General features: G+C 65.9%; 15 protein-coding genes and 1 riboswitch. Of the genes, 8 read left to right on the top strand and 7 right to left on the bottom strand.

Features of this window, described 5'->3' with window-relative positions; translation table 11 throughout:
• The first annotated feature begins 139 nt into the window (after positions 1-139).
• From HMPREF1224_RS33625 to pncB, 6 genes are all read left to right on the top strand, one after another.
• Entirely contained in the window at positions 140-1,561 is a 1,422-nt protein-coding gene (locus tag HMPREF1224_RS33625; RefSeq protein ID WP_003102642.1) for a di-heme oxidoreductase family protein, read from the top strand.
• 9 nt (positions 1,562-1,570) lie between these two features.
• A complete protein-coding gene (locus tag HMPREF1224_RS33620) occupies positions 1,571-2,635 on the top strand; it encodes an imelysin family protein (RefSeq protein ID WP_003102644.1) in 1,065 nt (354 codons plus the stop codon).
• A gap of 10 nt (positions 2,636-2,645) precedes the next feature.
• Positions 2,646-3,740 (top strand): DUF1513 domain-containing protein, encoded by a 1,095-nt coding sequence (locus tag HMPREF1224_RS33615; RefSeq protein WP_010793812.1) that lies wholly within the window; start codon positions 2,646-2,648, stop codon positions 3,738-3,740.
• Between the two features lie 169 nt (positions 3,741-3,909).
• Positions 3,910-5,040, top strand: coding sequence for a multidrug efflux RND transporter periplasmic adaptor subunit MexV (mexV, locus tag HMPREF1224_RS33610; RefSeq protein ID WP_003123284.1), 1,131 nt, complete (start codon positions 3,910-3,912; stop codon positions 5,038-5,040).
• A gap of 50 nt (positions 5,041-5,090) precedes the next feature.
• Positions 5,091-8,147: a multidrug efflux RND transporter permease subunit MexW gene (mexW, locus tag HMPREF1224_RS33605; protein WP_003141256.1), complete on the top strand. Its 3,057-nt coding sequence runs from the start codon at positions 5,091-5,093 to the stop codon at positions 8,145-8,147.
• A 137-nt stretch (positions 8,148-8,284) separates the two neighbouring features.
• Positions 8,285-9,481, top strand: coding sequence for a nicotinate phosphoribosyltransferase (gene pncB / locus HMPREF1224_RS33600; protein WP_003102657.1), 1,197 nt, complete (start codon positions 8,285-8,287; stop codon positions 9,479-9,481).
• Between the two features lie 124 nt (positions 9,482-9,605).
• Here pncB and HMPREF1224_RS33595 read toward each other — a convergent pair whose 3' ends face one another.
• From HMPREF1224_RS33595 to HMPREF1224_RS33575, 5 genes are all read right to left on the bottom strand, one after another.
• Entirely contained in the window at positions 9,606-9,848 is a 243-nt protein-coding gene (locus tag HMPREF1224_RS33595) for a hypothetical protein (protein WP_003134699.1), read from the bottom strand.
• On the bottom strand, positions 9,845-10,549 hold the full coding sequence (locus tag HMPREF1224_RS33590; protein WP_003094029.1) for a lipopolysaccharide kinase InaA family protein: 705 nt from the start codon (positions 10,547-10,549) through the stop codon (positions 9,845-9,847). Before HMPREF1224_RS33590 ends, HMPREF1224_RS33595 begins: the two co-directional genes overlap by 4 nt.
• Positions 10,550-10,551: 2 nt before the next feature.
• Positions 10,552-11,235 (bottom strand): class I SAM-dependent methyltransferase, encoded by a 684-nt coding sequence (locus HMPREF1224_RS33585; protein WP_003094031.1) that lies wholly within the window; start codon positions 11,233-11,235, stop codon positions 10,552-10,554.
• 79 nt (positions 11,236-11,314) lie between these two features.
• Entirely contained in the window at positions 11,315-12,595 is a 1,281-nt protein-coding gene (locus HMPREF1224_RS33580) for a sensor histidine kinase (RefSeq protein WP_003094037.1), read from the bottom strand.
• Positions 12,585-13,268, bottom strand: a complete 684-nt coding sequence (locus HMPREF1224_RS33575; RefSeq protein WP_003094039.1) for a response regulator transcription factor — start codon at positions 13,266-13,268, stop codon at positions 12,585-12,587. The genes HMPREF1224_RS33580 and HMPREF1224_RS33575 overlap by 11 nt, the downstream gene beginning before the upstream one ends.
• Before the next feature lie 216 nt (positions 13,269-13,484).
• Here HMPREF1224_RS33575 and HMPREF1224_RS33570 point away from each other — a divergent pair, with 216 nt between their 5' ends.
• On the top strand, positions 13,485-14,279 hold the full coding sequence (locus tag HMPREF1224_RS33570) for a phosphatase PAP2 family protein (protein WP_003102666.1): 795 nt from the start codon (positions 13,485-13,487) through the stop codon (positions 14,277-14,279).
• Here the strand turns inward: HMPREF1224_RS33570 and HMPREF1224_RS33565 are convergent.
• A complete protein-coding gene (locus HMPREF1224_RS33565; protein WP_003102669.1) occupies positions 14,222-14,551 on the bottom strand; it encodes a DUF190 domain-containing protein in 330 nt (109 codons plus the stop codon). The genes HMPREF1224_RS33570 and HMPREF1224_RS33565 overlap by 58 nt on opposite strands.
• 19 nt (positions 14,552-14,570) lie before the next feature.
• Positions 14,571-14,954: a fluoride efflux transporter CrcB gene (crcB, locus tag HMPREF1224_RS33560; protein WP_003094051.1), complete on the bottom strand. Its 384-nt coding sequence runs from the start codon at positions 14,952-14,954 to the stop codon at positions 14,571-14,573.
• A 64-nt stretch (positions 14,955-15,018) separates the two neighbouring features.
• Positions 15,019-15,081, bottom strand: a riboswitch (Fluoride riboswitch).
• Between the two features lie 101 nt (positions 15,082-15,182).
• Here crcB and HMPREF1224_RS33555 point away from each other — a divergent pair.
• Complete coding sequence (locus HMPREF1224_RS33555) at positions 15,183-15,869, top strand: ParB-like protein (protein WP_010793811.1); 687 nt, start codon at positions 15,183-15,185, stop codon at positions 15,867-15,869.
• Positions 15,870-15,897: the final 28 nt, after the last annotated feature.

The raw sequence follows: 15,897 nt of genomic DNA, 5'->3' as shown, positions 1-15,897 counted from the left end.
CGGCCCATGGCCGCACGCTGCGTTTCAGGGCCTCGAAAGCGGTCTTCGCGGGCCTTTACAAACGCAAATCCCTCTTATTTTGATTAGCCCCAACTGGTAAGCTTGCGGGCTGTTTCCACGCAGTCCGGGATGTTCGCCGATGTCGTTGCCGTCACCTTCCATGCCGCTCGCCTGTCTCCTGACGGCGCTCCTTCTGGGCGGATGCGGCGCCGACGACGAACCGCTGCGCGCCGAGCCCGGCGAACACCTGTCCGGGGGCGCGACCACGGTGCTGCAAAGCGACCGCAACGCCTTCTCCCTGCCCTCCGCCAACCTCGCCCCGAGCCGGCGCCTGGACTTCAGCGTGGGCAACAGTTTCTTCCGCAACCCCTGGGTCATCGCCCCTTCCTCCACCACCGCGCGCGACGGTCTGGGACCGCTGTTCAATACCAACGCCTGCCAGAACTGCCATGTGAAGGACGGCCGCGGCCACCCGCCGGGAGCGGACGCGGTCAGCGCGGTGTCGATGCTGGTACGCCTGTCGATCCCGGCCGGCCCTGCGGACGGCAAGACCCTGTTGCACCAGGGGGTGATTCCCGAGCCGACCTACGGCGGCCAGTTGCAGGACGTCGGCATTCCCGGCGTCGCCCCGGAAGGCAAGGTGCGGGTGGACTACGAGCCGCTGAAGGTGAGGTTCGAGGACGGCACCGAGGTCGAACTGCGCAAGCCGATCCTGCGTATCAGCCAGCTCGGCTATGGGCCGATGCATCCGCAGACGATGTTTTCCGCCCGCGTCGCCCCGCCGATGATCGGCCTCGGCCTGCTCGAGGCGATTCCCGAAGAGGCGATCCTGGCCAATGCCGATCCGGACGACCGCAACGGCGACGGTATCCGCGGGCGCGCCAACCAGGTCTGGGATGCCGCGCGGCAGCGCACCGCGCTCGGCCGCTTCGGCTGGAAGGCCGGCCAGCCGGATATCCCGCAGCAGAACGCGCACGCCTTCGCCAACGACATGGGCCTGACCAGCAGCCTGCTGCCCCACGACGACTGCAGCGCCGCCCAGGTCGAGTGCCGCCGGGCGCCCGACGGCGGCGAGCCGGAAGTCAGCGACAACATCTTCGCCCAGGTGCTGTTCTACAGCCGCAACCTGGCGGTCCCGGCGCGGCGCAAGGTGGACGACCCGCAGGTGCTGGCCGGCAAGCGTCTGTTCGCCCAGGCCAACTGCGTGGCCTGCCACGTTCCCGCCTTCACTACCGGTTCCGACGCCAGCGAGCCGGAGCTGGCCAACCAGCGGATTCGTCCCTATTCCGACCTGTTGCTGCATGACATGGGCGACGGCTTGGCGGACAATCGCCCGGAATTTCTCGCCAGCGGGCGGGACTGGCGAACCCCGCCGCTATGGGGCATCGGCCTGACCGAAACGGTCAACGGCCACACCCAGTTCCTCCACGACGGGCGCGCCCGCAATCTGCTGGAGGCGATCCTCTGGCACGGCGGCGAAGCCGAAGCGGCCAAGCGGCACGTGCTCGGCTTCGACGCCGACCAGCGCAGCGCCCTGCTGGCCTTCCTGAATTCACTCTGAGGAGCCCACATGTTCCGCCCACGACTGCTCTTGACCAGCCTCGCCATCGCCCTCGGCGCCTGTTCGCCGCAAGACCCGCAGGCCGTCACCAGTGCCGCCCTGGCGCAACAGGTGATCCTGCCGACCTACAGCCGCTGGGTGGAGGCCGACCAGGCCCTGGCCAGCAGCGCCCTGGCCTACTGCCAGGGCAAGGAAGACCTGGCCAAGGCCCGCGACGCGTTCCACGCCGCGCAGAAGGCCTGGGCCGAGCTGCAACCGCTGCTGATCGGCCCGCTGGCCGAGGGCAACCGCGCCTGGCAGGTGCAGTTCTGGCCGGACAAGAAGGACCTGGTCGGGCGCCAGGTCGAACAGTTGCTGAAGAACAACCCGCAGGTCGACGCCGCGGCCCTGGCCAAGGCCAGCGTGGTGGTGCAGGGGCTCTCCGCCTACGAATACATCCTCTTCGACAGCAAGATCGACCTCGCCGACGCCGCCACCAAGGCCCGCTATTGCCCGTTGCTGGAAGCCATCGGCACCCACCAGCAGCAACTGGCCCAGGACATCCTGGCGCGCTGGAAGAACGACGGCGGCATGCTCACCCAGATGAGCAAGTTCCCCAACGACCGCTACGCCGACGCCCACGAGGCGATCGCCGAGCTGCTGCGGGTCCAGGTCACCGCCCTGGACATGCTGAAGAAGAAACTCGGTACTCCGCTGGGCCGGCAGAGCAAGGGCATTCCCCAGCCCTACCAGGCCGAGGCCTGGCGCAGCAACGCCTCGCTGGCCAGCCTGGACGCCAGCCTGAGCGGCGCCCAGGCGCTCTGGGAAGGTATCGACGGCAAGGGCCTGAAGACCCTGCTGCCGGCCGAACAGAAGGACCTGGCCGGCAAGATCGACGCCGCCTACGCCGACAGCCACGCGAAGCTGGCGGCGCTGGAACAGAAACCGCTCTCCGAACTGCTCGCCAGCGAAGACGGGCGCAACCAGCTCAACGCCCTCTATGACAGCCTGAACGTGGTCCACCGCCTGCACGAAGGCGATCTGGCCCGCGCCCTCGGCGTGCAACTGGGCTTCAACGCCAACGATGGCGACTGAGGTCGGCACCATGCTGCGACGTCATGTGATCGGCCTGGGCAGCCTGCTGCTCGGCGCCTTGTCCTTCGGCGGCTGGAGCTTCAGCCGCCTGGGTAGCCAACCGCTGGTGCTATCGGCGCGCGACGACGCCGATGGCCAGCATTACGCGGTGGGCTACCGCCTGGACGGCAAGCGCCAGTTCGCCACCCGCGTGGCCCAGCGCTGCCACGACATCGTCCAGCACCCGAGCCTGCCGCTGGCGCTGTTCGTCGCCCGCCGGCCAGGCACCGAAAGCTACCTGATCGACCTGAGCGACGGTCGCCTGCTGCAGACCCTGGTCTCGCAGAAAGACCGCCACTTCTACGGCCACGGCGTGTTCCACCAGAGCGGCGAGTGGCTCTACGCCACCGAGAACGACACTACCGATCCCGGTCGCGGCGTGCTCGGCGTCTACCGTTTCGACGGCGAGCGACTGCAGCACAGCGGCGAGATCTCCACCCACGGCCTCGGGCCGCACCAGGTTTCCTGGATGCCCGACGGCGAGACACTGGTAGTGGCCAACGGCGGCATTCGCACCGAGGCGGAAAGCCGGGTCGAGATGAACCTCGACGCCATGGAGCCCAGCCTGGTGCTGATGCGCCGCGACGGCAATCTGCTGTCCAAGGAAACCCTGGCGCAGCAGATGAACAGCGTCCGCCACCTGGCGATCGGTCGCGACGGCACCATCGTCGCCGGCCAGCAGTTCATGGGCGATGCCCACGAACATGCCGACCTGCTGGCGATCAAGCGCCCCGGCCGTCCCTTCGAAGCCTTCCCTGTGGCCGAGGAGCAGCGCCTGGCGATGGCCCAGTACACCGCCAGCGTGGCGATCCACGACGACCTGCGCCTGGTGGCCCTGACCGCCCCGCGCGGCAACCGTTTCTTCATCTGGGACCTGGACAGCGGTGCCGTACGCCTCGACGCGCCGTTGCCGGACTGCGCCGGCGTGGGCGCGGTGAAGAACGGCTTCGTCGTCACGTCCGGACAGGGCCGTTGCCGCTTCTACGACTGCCAGGGCGAGCGCATCGCCGCGCAACCGCTGGAGCTGCCTTCCGGCCTCTGGGACAACCACCTGCACCTGGCCTGAGAGCGCGGCGTCAACCTCTCGCCATACCGGTCCGCGAAAGTCGGAAGCGACCTGCAACACGCTTGAAATCTTTCGCCAATCCTGTGCTTTGACAAGCCCTGAAAGCTGCACGTAATGTGTCGGATTCGCCCCGAAACGGGGCGCTCTCGGCATACCAGGGACCAGGATTATGTTGCTCCGCCGCATGTTGATCATGCTCGCCGCGGTGATCGCCGTGGTGGCGATTCTCGCCGGCTACAAGGTCTACTCCATCCGTCAGCAGATCGCCCTTTTCAGCGCACCGAAACCGCCGATCAGCGTGACCGCCAGCCTGGCCGAAAAGCGTCCCTGGCAGAGCCGCCTGCCAGCCATCGGCAGCCTCAAGGCATTCCAGGGCGTGACCCTCACCGCCGAAGTCTCCGGCACGGTACGCGACGTACTGTTCCTTTCCGGCGACCAGGTGAAGCTGGACCAACCGCTGATCCAGTTGGAAAGCGACGTCGAGGAAGCCACCCTGCGCACTGCCGAGGCCGATCTCGGCCTGGCCAGGGCCGAGTACCAGCGCGGCCGCGAACTGATCGGCAGCAAGGCCATCTCGAAAAGCGAATTCGATCGTCTCGCCGCGCAGTGGGCCAAGACCAGCGCCACCGTCGCCGAGCTGAAGGCGGCGCTGGCGAAGAAGCGCGTGCTCGCGCCCTTCGCCGGGACCATCGGCATCCGCCAGGTGGACGTCGGCGACTACGTCTCGCCCGGGACGCCGATCGCCACCTTGCAGGACCTTTCCACCCTGCTCCTGGATTTCCACCTGCCCGAGCAGGACTTCCCCCTGCTCAGCCGCGGCCAACTGGTGAAGGTCCGGGTCGCCGCCTACCCCGCCCAGGTGTTCGACGCCGAGATCGCCGCCATCAACCCCAAGGTCGACAACGAGACCCGCAACCTGCAGGTCCGCGCTGCCCTGGAGAACCCGGACGGCAAGCTGCTGCCGGGCATGTTCGCCAACCTCGAGGTGATGTTGCCTGGCGAGGAACAACGCGTCGTGGTCCCGGAGACGGCGATCACCTTCACCCTCTACGGCGACTCGATCTACGTCGTCGGGCAGAAGAAGGACGAGCAGGGCCAGGTGTCGAAGGATGACAAGGGCCAGCCGCAACGGGTCGTCGAGCGCCGCTTCGTCAGGATCGGCGAACGCCGCGAAGGCCTGGCGGTGGTGCTCGAAGGCCTGGAGGGCGGCGAGCAGGTAGTGACTTCCGGGCAACTGAAGCTCGACAACGGCGCCGCGGTGGCCATCGTCGCCGAGCGGGACCTCCAGCAAGAGCACTGAGTCGCGCGCCTTCCCGCTCCGTGGCGGAAGGCTTGCCAAGGGACTGAAACATGGCTTTTACCGATCCGTTCATCCGTCGTCCGGTCCTGGCGAGCGTGGTCAGCCTGCTGATCGTCCTGCTCGGCATGCAGGCCTTCAGCAAGCTGGTGATCCGCGAGTATCCGCAAATGGAGAACGCGCTGATCACGGTGACCACGCTCTACGCCGGCGCCAACGCGGAAACCATCCAGGGCTACATCACCCAGCCGCTGCAGCAGAGCCTGGCCAGCGCCGAAGGCATCGACTACATGACCTCGGTGAGCCGGCAGAACTATTCGACCATCTCCATCTACGCGCGGATCGGCGCCAATACCGATCGCCTGGTCACCGAGCTGCTGGCCAAGTCCAACGAAGTGAAGAGCCAGCTGCCGCCGGACGCCGAGGACCCGGTGCTGCAGAAGGAGGCCGCGGACGCCTCGGCGCTGATGTACATCAGCTTCTACAGCGAGCAGATGAACAACCCGCAGATCACCGACTACCTGTCGCGGGTGATCCAGCCCAAGCTGGCGACCCTGCCCGGTATCGCCGAGGCGGAGATCCTCGGCAACCAGGTGTTCGCCATGCGCCTGTGGCTGGACCCGGTGAAGATGGCCGCGTTCGGCGTCACCGCCGGCGAGATCAACCAGGCGGTGCAGCAGTACAACTTCCTCGCCGCCGCCGGCGAGGTGAAGGGCCAGTTGGTGGTCACCAGCGTCAATGCTTCCACCGACCTCAAGTCGCCCCAGGCCTTCGCCGCCATCCCGGTGAAGACCGACGGCGACCGCCGGGTGCTGATGGGTGATGTCGCACGGGTCGAGCTGGGCGCCGCCAGCTACGACGCGATCAGTTCGTTCAATGGGATTCCCTCGGTCTACATCGGCATCAAGGGCACGCCCAGCGCCAACCCGCTGGACGTGATCAAGGAAGTGCGGGCGAAGATGCCCGAACTGGAAGAGCAATTGCCGCCCAACCTCAAGGTGTCCATCGCCTACGACGCCACGCGCTTCATTCAGGCCTCCATCGATGAAGTGGTGAAGACCCTCGGCGAGGCGGTGCTGATCGTCATCGTGGTGGTGTTCCTGTTCCTCGGCGCGTTCCGTTCGGTACTGATCCCGGTGGTGACCATTCCGCTGTCGATGATCGGCGTATTGTTCTTCATGCAGGCCATGGGCTACTCGATCAACCTGCTGACCCTGCTGGCGATGGTCCTGGCCATCGGGCTGGTGGTGGACGACGCGATCGTGGTGGTGGAAAACATCCACCGCCACATCGAGGAGGGCAAGCCGCCCTTCGAGGCCGCCCTGGAGGGCGCGCGGGAGATCGCCGTACCGGTGGTCAGCATGACCATCACCCTCGCCGCGGTCTACGCGCCGATCGGTTTCCTCACCGGCCTCACCGGCGCCCTGTTCAAGGAGTTCGCCTTCACCCTGGCCGGCGCGGTGATCATTTCCGGGATCGTCGCCCTGACCCTGTCGCCGATGATGTGCTCGCGCCTGCTGCGCCACGAGGAGAATCCCTCGGGCCTGGCGCATCGCCTCGACCTGATCTTCGAGGGCCTGAAGCGACGCTACCAGCGCGCCCTTCACGGCACCCTGGACACCCGTCCGGTGGTCCTGGTGTTCGCCGTGCTGGTACTGGCGCTGATCCCGGTGCTGCTGATGTTCACCAAGAAGGAGCTGGCGCCGGAAGAGGACCAGGGCATCGTGTTCCTCATGACCAACTCGCCGCAAACCGCCAACCTCGACTACCTGAATCGCTACACCGCCGAGTTCGAAGGCATCTTCCGCAGCTTCCCGGAGTATTACTCGGCGTTCCAGATCAACGGCTACAACGGCGTCCAGGCCGGCATCGGCGGCATGCTGCTCAAGCCCTGGGACGAACGCGAAAAGAGCCAGATGGAATTGCTCCATGCGGTGCAGGCGAAGCTCAACGAGATTCCCGGCGTGCAGATCTTCGCCTTCAACCTGCCGTCGCTACCGGGCACCGGCGAGGGCCTGCCATTCCAGTTCGTGCTCAACACCGCCAACGACTACGAGTCGCTGCTGCAAGTGGCACAACGGGTGAAGCAGCGCGCCAGCGAGTCCGGCAAGTTCGCCTTCCTCGATCTCGACCTGGCGTTCGACAAACCCGAGCTGGTGGTCGACATCGACCGCGAGAAGGCCGCGCAGATGGGCGTCTCCATGCAGGACCTGGGGGTGGCGCTGGCCAGCCTGCTCGGCGAGGGCGAGATCAACCGCTTCACCATCGACGGGCGCAGCTACAAGGTCATCGCCCAGGTCGAACGCCCCTATCGCGACAATCCCGGCTGGCTCGGCAGCTACTACGTGAAGAGCCGCAACGGCCAACTGGTCGCCCTCTCGACCCTGATCGAGACCCACGAACGGGCACGGCCACGGCAACTGAACCAGTTCCAGCAGCTCAACTCGGCGATCATCTCCGGCTTCCCCATCGTCAGCATGGGCGAGGCCATCGAGACGGTTCAGCAGATCGCCCGCGAGGAAGCCCCGCGTGGCTTCGCCGTCGACTACGCCGGCGCTTCCCGGCAATACGTGCAGGAAGGCAGCGCATTGCTGGTCACCTTCGGACTGGCCCTGGCGATCATCTTCCTGGTCCTCGCCGCACAGTTCGAAAGCTTCCGCGATCCGCTGGTGATCATGGTCACCGTGCCGCTGTCGATCTGCGGTGCACTGATACCGCTGTTCCTCGGCGTGTCGAGCCTGAACATCTATACCCAGGTCGGCCTGGTGACACTGATCGGCCTGATCAGCAAACACGGCATCCTGATCGTCGAGTTCGCCAACCAGTTGCGCCACGAACAGGGGCTGGGGCGTCGCGAGGCCATCGAGCAGGCCGCCGCGATCCGCCTGCGGCCGGTACTGATGACCACCGCGGCGATGGTGCTCGGGGTGATCCCGCTGATCCTCGCCACCGGCGCCGGGGCGGTCAGTCGCTTCGACATCGGCATCGTGATCGCTACCGGCATGTCGGTGGGCACCCTGTTCACCCTGTTCGTCCTGCCGTGCATCTACACCCTGGTGGCCAGGCCGGATGCCCCGCCAGGCGTGACGCAAGCGGCAAACGCACACTGATCGGAAACGGCGGATAGCGAAAACAGCGCTGTCCGCCGGTGCTATCGCCCCATCCCACAGCCCTCCGGGCGCGATCCTATGTCCGCCGGCAGCCGCCTCCAGTAGACTGCCCGCTGAAACGCAGTGGTGAGACGAGCATGGCCGAGAGCGCTTTTTCCGAACGTATCGTGCAGAACCTGCTGGATACCGACTTCTACAAGCTGACCATGATGCAGGCGGTGCTGCACAACTATCCCAACGCCGAGGTGGAGTGGGAGTTCCGCTGCCGCAACCAGGAAGACCTGCGCCTGTACCTGCCGGCCATCCGCGAACAACTGGAATACCTGGCGGGCCTGGCGATCAGCGACGAGCAACTGGCCTTCCTCGAACGGATTCCCTTCCTCGCGCCGGACTTCATCCGCTTCCTCGGGTTATTCCGCTTCAACCCGCGCTACGTGCAGACCGGCATCGAGAACGACGAATTCTTCCTGCGCCTGAAAGGCCCCTGGCTGCACGTGATCCTCTTCGAAGTGCCGCTGCTGGCGATGATCAGCGAGGTGCGCAACCGCGCCCGCTACCCGGCCGCCACCGTCGAGCAGGCGCGCGAACGCCTGCAGGAAAAGTTCGATTGGCTGCGCCGGGAGGCCAGCGCCGAGGAACTGGCCGGCTTCAAGATGGCCGACTTCGGTACCCGCCGCCGCTTCTCCTATCGGGTCCACGAGGCGGTGGTGAGCGGTCTGAAGGAGGACTTTCCGGGCTGCTTCGTCGGCACCAGCAACGTCCACCTGGCACGCAAGCTCGACCTCAAGCCCCTCGGCACCATGGCCCACGAATGGCTGATGGCCCACCAGCAGCTCGGTCCGCGCCTGATCGACAGCCAGAGTGCCGCGTTGGACTGCTGGGTCCGCGAATACCGTGGGCTGCTCGGCATCGCGCTGACCGACTGCATCACCACCGATGCCTTCCTGCGCGACTTCGACCTCTATTTCGCCAAGCTCTTCGACGGCCTCCGCCACGACTCGGGCGACCCATTGCTGTGGGCGGAAAAGACCATCGCCCACTACCTCAAGCTGGGCATCGACCCGCTGACCAAGACCCTGGTGTTCTCCGACGGCCTCGACCTGCCGCGGGCCCTGAAGATCTATCGCGCGCTGCAGGGCCGGATCAACGTCAGCTTCGGCATAGGCACGCATTTCACCTGCGACCTGCCGGGCGTCGAGCCGATGAACATCGTGGTGAAGATGAGCGCCTGCAACGGCCATCCGGTGGCGAAGATCTCCGATACGCCCGGCAAGGCGCAATGCCGGGACCCTGACTTCATCCACTACCTCAAGCACGTGTTCCAGGTCGCCTAGGGCAAGCCTGGCGCGCCGCGGCAAGGTGGCGCATGAGGCCTGGTCCTTATTCGGCCCATGCCTCCGACGATCTCATCGCCCATGAAAAAGCCCCGCCAAGGCGGGGCTTTTTCGACAAGGAGACTCAGCGCGACAGGCTGGCTCCCCCCTGGGAAAGACCGAACATCAGCAGCAGGATGTCCTTGTTCGGCTGGACCTCCTGGCGCGTCGGCCGCTCGGCCTTGAGCACCGAAGGCGTCGGGCAGTACTCATGACCGCCGTTCATCTGCACCACGTTCGGCGCGGGTTCGTGCCAGGCGGCAGCCGCGGCTGTAGCCACGGCGAGAGCGCCGACCAGCAACAAACCTCGAGTGATTTCTAATTTCATGTCTGCAACCCTTTGATGGCGCTGCCAAACGCCGTCTGGTAACCATAGATGAAGGCTTGCCACTGCGCGCCAGTCCACGACGAACGGCGCTTCAACTGCTTCAGGTCGTGCTGGGACGCCTTGTTCACCGTAAGGCGGCGGCGGCTCTTCTCCAGGTCGATCAGCGCTACTTCGATGGCCTCGCCCTCGACGCGGACGAAGATGTGCTTCGGATAGAGACAACCGTGCTGCCAGTGGGCGAGATTCATCCGGGCAATGGTAGCGCCGATTTGTTGCAGAATTCTTTGGTGCTTCGCTTCGCCCCAGCGGTCCTGGTCACCGCGCGCATAGCACTCGTCGAGGCTGGAGAAACCCTCCAGGGCTTCGGTCACCAGCAGCGCCTGCCATTGTCCGTCGACCTTGCGGCAGCCGGAATAGACCAGGCGCGGCACGCGAATACCAAGCGACTCGAAGGCCCGTAGCGCATCGCGCTCGCGCATGGCGGTGGGATAGCCGAAAGGGCGCTGCCAGTCGCGGTAGACGTGGCCGGTCTGCTGCTTGCGATAGAGCAGCCGTCCATCGCCGGTGTACACCCGCTGCACGCCGCTGGCCCCGCCGCGCCGCTCGTTGGGCTCCTCGACCCAGCTGCCGGGTACCTGCAACCACTGGTCGATGGCGGAGTCGCCGGAGATACGTTGCAGGGATGCCAGATCGGGAGCCATCGTTATTCCTTTCGCAAGATATAGACCCGCCACATGTGATACAGCGGGATGAAATCGAGATGCTTCTGGACGACGAAGCCGGCGTCGCGGAACTCGCGCTCGACCGTTTCGGCTGGTAACACGAAGCGGTTCTGGTAGCCGGTCTGTTCCCCGTTCGCTACCCGCCGTGCCTCCATGCGCCTACGCTTCCAGGCCTTGAAATTGCCATCGACCCAGAGGGAAAGGATCACGCTGTCCCGCGTGACCCGGTGAAACTCGCGGAGCAGGACGCGTCGATCGTCCGCCTCGCCGATGTGGTGGAGCAGCCGCATGCAGAAGATATTGTCCACCGAGCTGTCCGGCAGGTCGATGGCGAAAGCGGAAGTCTGCAAGGGCCGTACCCGTTTCACCACACCGTCCGGCTGACCGGCGCAGGCGACCGCCAGCATGTCCGCGGAATTGTCGGCGCCGATGATCACCCGGTTGTCCTTTTCCGCCAGCAGCGGCCAGAAGCGTCCGGCGCCGCAGGGCAGGTCGAGCACCAGGTTGGGCTGCCCCGCGAGCTTCAGCGCGTGCCGGGCGAGTTGGACGTCGCGCCGGTGGGAAAGTTTCCGGGCGAGGCCGTCCTGATGCTTCTTCAGGTAGGCCTCAGCATGCTCGCGATCATACTTGTGAGAAAAGTCGAGGTCGACAGGCGGATTGTTCATGACGGGAACTCCAGGATTCATGAGACGAACGGTATGAATCCAGCCGTCAAGCTCGGGTCAAGGGGTGGTGAATTTTTCGTCAAGCAACATCGAGTAAAACTTCGAACCGGCAGCCATGCGGCTCCACCGCGCTGAGGGTTACGCTCCAGCCCTCGGCGGCGCAGATCCGCTTCACCAGCGAGAGCCCGAGGCCAAGGCCTTCGCCGCGCCCGGAGCTGGAACTGCCGCGAACGAAGGGCATGAAAATGCGTTCGCGTTGTTCTTCCGGGACGCCCGCCCCGGTGTCCTCGACGCTGAAACCATGCTCGTCGAGGGTCAGCGTGATGCTCCCGGCATCGGTGTAGTGGGTCGCGTTGCGCAACAGGTTGCCCATCACCGCGCGCAGCAGTGGCGCGTTGAACTGGCCGGCGCAGGCACCTTCGTTGCGGTAGTGCAGGGTCAGTCCTCGCGCTTCGACCTGTTCGCGCCAGACCTGGACCAGGTCGTCGGCGATGCTCTCCAGGCTACCGTGGGGCGCCAGACTTTCCTCGCCCTTCTGCGCACGCGCCAGCAACAGGAAGGTTTGCACCAGGTCGCGCATCTCCTCGGTGGCCTTGGTCATCCGCTCCAGTTGGCCACGGGCGCGCGGGCCGAGGCTGGGTTCTTCGGCCAGCAGTTCGCATGAGGTGGCGATGACCATCAACGGCGTACGCAACTCATGACTGACGTCGCTGGTGAACAATTGCTCGCGCTTGAGCGCGTCGCGCAGGCGGCCAAGGGTCTCGTCGAAGGAAGCGGCCAGCTCGCCGACCTCGTCGTTGGCGTAGTCCGGCGCCAACGGCGGCGCCAGACCGAGCAACTGTTCGCGATGCCGCACCTGGCGCGCCAGGCGCACCACCGGCTCCATCACCTTGCGCGCGAGCATCCAGCCAAGCAGGCCGGCCAGGGCGATGCTCAGCACGTAGCCGGTCAGCACCGAGGCGTAGAGCACCTGCTCGCGCGCTTCGAAATCGCTCTGGTCCTGCAGCAGGACGAAGCGGCGACCATCGATGTCGCGCACCAGCGCATGGAACGACAAGTCGCCCTCGAACACTTCGTGGAAACCGACATCCAGTTGGTCCAGCGCCGGCGGCATGGCGTAGGAGCCCTGGCCGTCGCTGATGAAGAAGCGCATGCCGGGATCGAGCACCGGGTTGCGTCCCTGGGCCAGGTCGTCGCGCAGGATGCGCTCCAGCTCGCCGCCCAGGTCGCGGGAAATCAGGCGCTCCTCGATGATGTGGACCACGCCGACGATGCCGGCGGAGAACAGTCCCCCCACGGCGACCGTCATCAGCATGAAGGCGATGACGATCCGGCGGGCGAGGCTCTGCTTATACTCCATTCGGCTCCTCCGCCAGGCGGTAGCCGACGCCATGCACCGTATGCAGCAAGGCCACGGAGAATGGCTTGTCGATCACCTGACGGAGTTGATGGACGTGGCTGCGCAGGCTGTCACTGTCCGGGCAGTCGTCGCCCCAGACCGCTTCTTCCAGGGCATCCCGGCGCACCACATGGGGGCTCTTCTGCATCAGCACTGCGAGCAGCTTTAGGCCGATCGGGTTGAGCTTGAGCGACTTGCCCGCGCGCTTGACCTCCAGGGTATCCAGGTCATAGCTGAGATCGGCCACGCTCAGCTCGCGGCGGCCGCCACCCTGGGCGCGACGCAGCACCGCCTCGATGCGTGCGGAAAGTTCGGAAAGGGCGAAGGGCTTGACCAGGTAATCGTCGGCTCCGGAACGAAACCCCTGCAGGCGATCGTCCAACTGGTCGCGGGCGGTGAGCATGATCACCGGGGTGTCGCGCCGTGCGTCTTCGCGCAGGCGCCGGCACAGGGCATAGCCGTCGATTCCCGGCAGCATCACGTCGAGCACGATCAGGTCGTAGTGCTCGGTGGCCGCCAGGTGCAGGCCGGACAGCCCGTCCTGCGCGCAATCCACGGTATAGCCCTTGAGCGACAGGTAATCGGCCAGGTTGGCCAGGATGTCGCGGTTGTCTTCGACCACCAGTATTCGCATGTCCCACTCCTTCGCAGGAAGACCGATCGAGCGCCTCTCGCGCATTTACGGATTCTTCACCGGCGATTCACACCGGCTCTACGCTCGCCACCAGAGACTGCATGGCGTCTTCCATGGCCGCCGATCATAGCGGCTTTGCGGATGCGCACGAACCCCGGCGGTGGATTTAACCAGCGTCGAAGTCAAGAGAACGTCAACGCCAGCGTTGGAGATCGCATGACCCAGGCCGCCGTCCATTCCCCTTCCCGTCCATTCAACCCCTGGCTGTTCCTCGCCCTGCCGCTGGGCCTGGCGGCACTGCTGCTGGCCTTCGAGCCGGTGACCCTCGACCTCGCCCTGGCCAACCTGATGTACGACCCGGGCGCCGGCTTCATCGGCCGGCACAGTTGGTTCCTGGAGAACATCCTGCACGACCGGGTCAAGCAACTGGTGATCGCCATCAGCGTCCTCGGCCTGCTGGTCTCCATCGCCGGACTGTTCCACCGGCCATGGCGCGCACTGAGCAGGCCGCTGGCCTATGTGTTCCTCGCCATGAGCCTTGCAGCCAGCATAGTCACTCCGCTCAAGGCGCTCACCGCCGTGCAGTGCCCCTGGAGCCTGGCGCAGTTCGGCGGCGAGGAAACCTATAGTTCGCTGCTCAGCCCACGGCCGCCGACCGAGCACCCCGGACGCTGCTGGCCGGGCGGGCACGCATCGTCCGGATTCGTCCTGTTCGCGCTGTTCTTCGCCCTGCGCGACCGCAAGCCCAGGCTGGCGCGCTACGCCCTGGCCTTCGCCTTCGCCATGGGCTGTCTGCTATCGCTGTCGCGCATGCTGCAAGGTGCGCACTTCCTCTCGCACAACCTGTGGACGATGCTGTTCGACTGGCTGATCTGCCTCGGCCTGTACCGCCTGATGCTCTACCGACCGGAGACGCGGGGACAGCGCAACGGCGGCGCCGACGAAAACCGCGTTCAGGAAGTCGATTCGTCCGCTCCCAGCACGCCGAACTCGATGGGCACCTTCATGTAGAACAGCCGCACGCCGGCCTGGCGGATCGACTCGAACAGCCGTTCTGACTGCTCGGGATCGACCGCCATGAGGATTTCCTGCGGCTGGTCGGCCAGCTCGAAGAAGTGCATCGAATGCAGCCGGCCGCTCTGGCCGAAGCCTTCGCTGGCAGCCAGCGCGGTGGCACCGCGCACGCCCAGGCGGCGCGCCTCTTCCAGCAGCCAGTCGCAGATCGGCTGGCCCTGGTGGCGGCGCCCCTGCTGGGTGATGAAGGTCAGTTGATAGCCTTGCATGGTCGGTCCTCCCGCTGCGCTATTTGCCCAGCATCCAGTTCATCGAGAACAACCCCAGCAGGGTCATCAGCAACGAGCCGCTGACGTGCGTCGCGATGGCCCCGGCGGCCCAGCCCAGGCGGCCCTCCTGAAGCAGGCTGACGACCTCGGCGGAAAAGGTGGAGAAAGTGGTCAGGCCGCCGCAGAACCCGGTGATGATCAGTAGCCGCCATTCCGGAGCGATGCCCGGCGCCTGGGCGAAATAGGCAATCGCCGCGCCGATGACATAGCCGCCGACCAGGTTGGCCAGCAGCGTGCCGGGGGGAATGCTGGGCAGCAGGCTGTTCAGCTTGAGCCCGAGGAACCAGCGCAGCAACGCCCCCAGGGCGGCGCCGAGGGCGATGGCGAGAATGGATTTCCACATAGTCCTGTCCTTGTAGGAGCGATTCGGACAGGCGGCAGGCGAGCGCCTACGCGCCTTTCCAGGTTCATGCGTAGGCATCATCAGCCCCAGGGGCGGTTGAAGGAGGAATGCCATCTCCTGTCGGCAAGATTGGCACAAAGCGAGGCACCTATCAAAGGCCGGAGTACGCCGGATCGCCCGAAGCGTGCCAGTCTAGGGAACCTTCCCCCTTCCTTCGCCGGAGCACCCATGCGCCCAGTCCTGCTGCTTTGCTGCCTGTTCCTGTCCGCCACCGCCCAGGCCGAGGATTGCTCGCCGCAAACCTCTGTCGGTAGCTGGTGCGAGCTGCCGCTCGCGGCCCTCCACCCGACCCAGCAGAATGTCGGCCTGCTGCAGGTCGAGGATGACCAGGCCAAGCTCGCCGGGAAGAAGCCCAAGGCTCTCGAGCGCTACTTGCGCAAGAAGGAGATTCCGGTGGTGATCGGCCCCGGCGGCCGCTTCTACCTCACCGATCGCCATCACCTGAGTAGCGCGCTCTGGCGCCTGGACCCGAAACAGGGCGTGCCGGTGAAGGTGATCGGCCGGCTACCCCAGGCCAGCGACTTCTGGGAGAAGATGCAGGAAAACCACTGGGTCTGGCTGCACGATGCGCGTGACGCGGAGATCCCGCCCGAGGCCCTGCCGGACGCTCTCGCCGGGCTTGGCGACGATCCCTACCGCGCCCTGGCCGGCTACGCCGAGGACGAGAACGCCTTCGACAAGGATCGGCAGAGCTATTTCATCGAATTCCACTGGGCGCGCTATTTCGGCGAACGCATGCACTGGCGGCCGATCAGCCGCGCCACTCTGCCCGACGACCTGAAGCAGGCACTGCGCCTGGCCTGCGAACCGGCGGCAAGGGAGCTGCCGGGCTACCGCCAGGACTGCCCGCACTGAGGAATAAAAAAGCCCCGCCGAAGCGGGG

Source organism: Pseudomonas sp. P179, from assembly GCF_000478485.2.
Lineage (GTDB): Bacteria > Pseudomonadota > Gammaproteobacteria > Pseudomonadales > Pseudomonadaceae > Pseudomonas > Pseudomonas aeruginosa.
Note: the sequence above shows the minus strand (reverse complement) of the source record. Positions and strands in the feature narration are given on the sequence as shown.

Excerpts from the sequence above, each read along its gene's own strand:
- HMPREF1224_RS33570 (WP_003102666.1), top strand. The coding sequence starts at position 13,485 with ATGACCCAGGCCGCCGTCCATTCCCCTTCCCGTCCATTCAACCCCTGG.
- HMPREF1224_RS33590 (WP_003094029.1), bottom strand. The coding sequence starts at position 10,549 with ATGGCTCCCGATCTGGCATCCCTGCAACGTATCTCCGGCGACTCCGCC.
- HMPREF1224_RS33585 (WP_003094031.1), bottom strand. The coding sequence starts at position 11,235 with ATGAACAATCCGCCTGTCGACCTCGACTTTTCTCACAAGTATGATCGC.
- mexV (WP_003123284.1), top strand. The coding sequence starts at position 3,910 with ATGTTGCTCCGCCGCATGTTGATCATGCTCGCCGCGGTGATCGCCGTG.
- pncB (WP_003102657.1), top strand. The coding sequence starts at position 8,285 with ATGGCCGAGAGCGCTTTTTCCGAACGTATCGTGCAGAACCTGCTGGAT.
- HMPREF1224_RS33620 (WP_003102644.1), top strand. The coding sequence starts at position 1,571 with ATGTTCCGCCCACGACTGCTCTTGACCAGCCTCGCCATCGCCCTCGGC.
- crcB (WP_003094051.1), bottom strand. The coding sequence starts at position 14,954 with ATGTGGAAATCCATTCTCGCCATCGCCCTCGGCGCCGCCCTGGGGGCG.
- HMPREF1224_RS33580 (WP_003094037.1), bottom strand. The coding sequence starts at position 12,595 with ATGGAGTATAAGCAGAGCCTCGCCCGCCGGATCGTCATCGCCTTCATG.
- HMPREF1224_RS33575 (WP_003094039.1), bottom strand. The coding sequence starts at position 13,268 with ATGCGAATACTGGTGGTCGAAGACAACCGCGACATCCTGGCCAACCTG.
- mexW (WP_003141256.1), top strand. The coding sequence starts at position 5,091 with ATGGCTTTTACCGATCCGTTCATCCGTCGTCCGGTCCTGGCGAGCGTG.
- HMPREF1224_RS33615 (WP_010793812.1), top strand. The coding sequence starts at position 2,646 with ATGCTGCGACGTCATGTGATCGGCCTGGGCAGCCTGCTGCTCGGCGCC.
- HMPREF1224_RS33555 (WP_010793811.1), top strand. The coding sequence starts at position 15,183 with ATGCGCCCAGTCCTGCTGCTTTGCTGCCTGTTCCTGTCCGCCACCGCC.
- HMPREF1224_RS33625 (WP_003102642.1), top strand. The coding sequence starts at position 140 with ATGTCGTTGCCGTCACCTTCCATGCCGCTCGCCTGTCTCCTGACGGCG.
- HMPREF1224_RS33595 (WP_003134699.1), bottom strand. The coding sequence starts at position 9,848 with ATGAAATTAGAAATCACTCGAGGTTTGTTGCTGGTCGGCGCTCTCGCC.
- HMPREF1224_RS33565 (WP_003102669.1), bottom strand. The coding sequence starts at position 14,551 with ATGCAAGGCTATCAACTGACCTTCATCACCCAGCAGGGGCGCCGCCAC.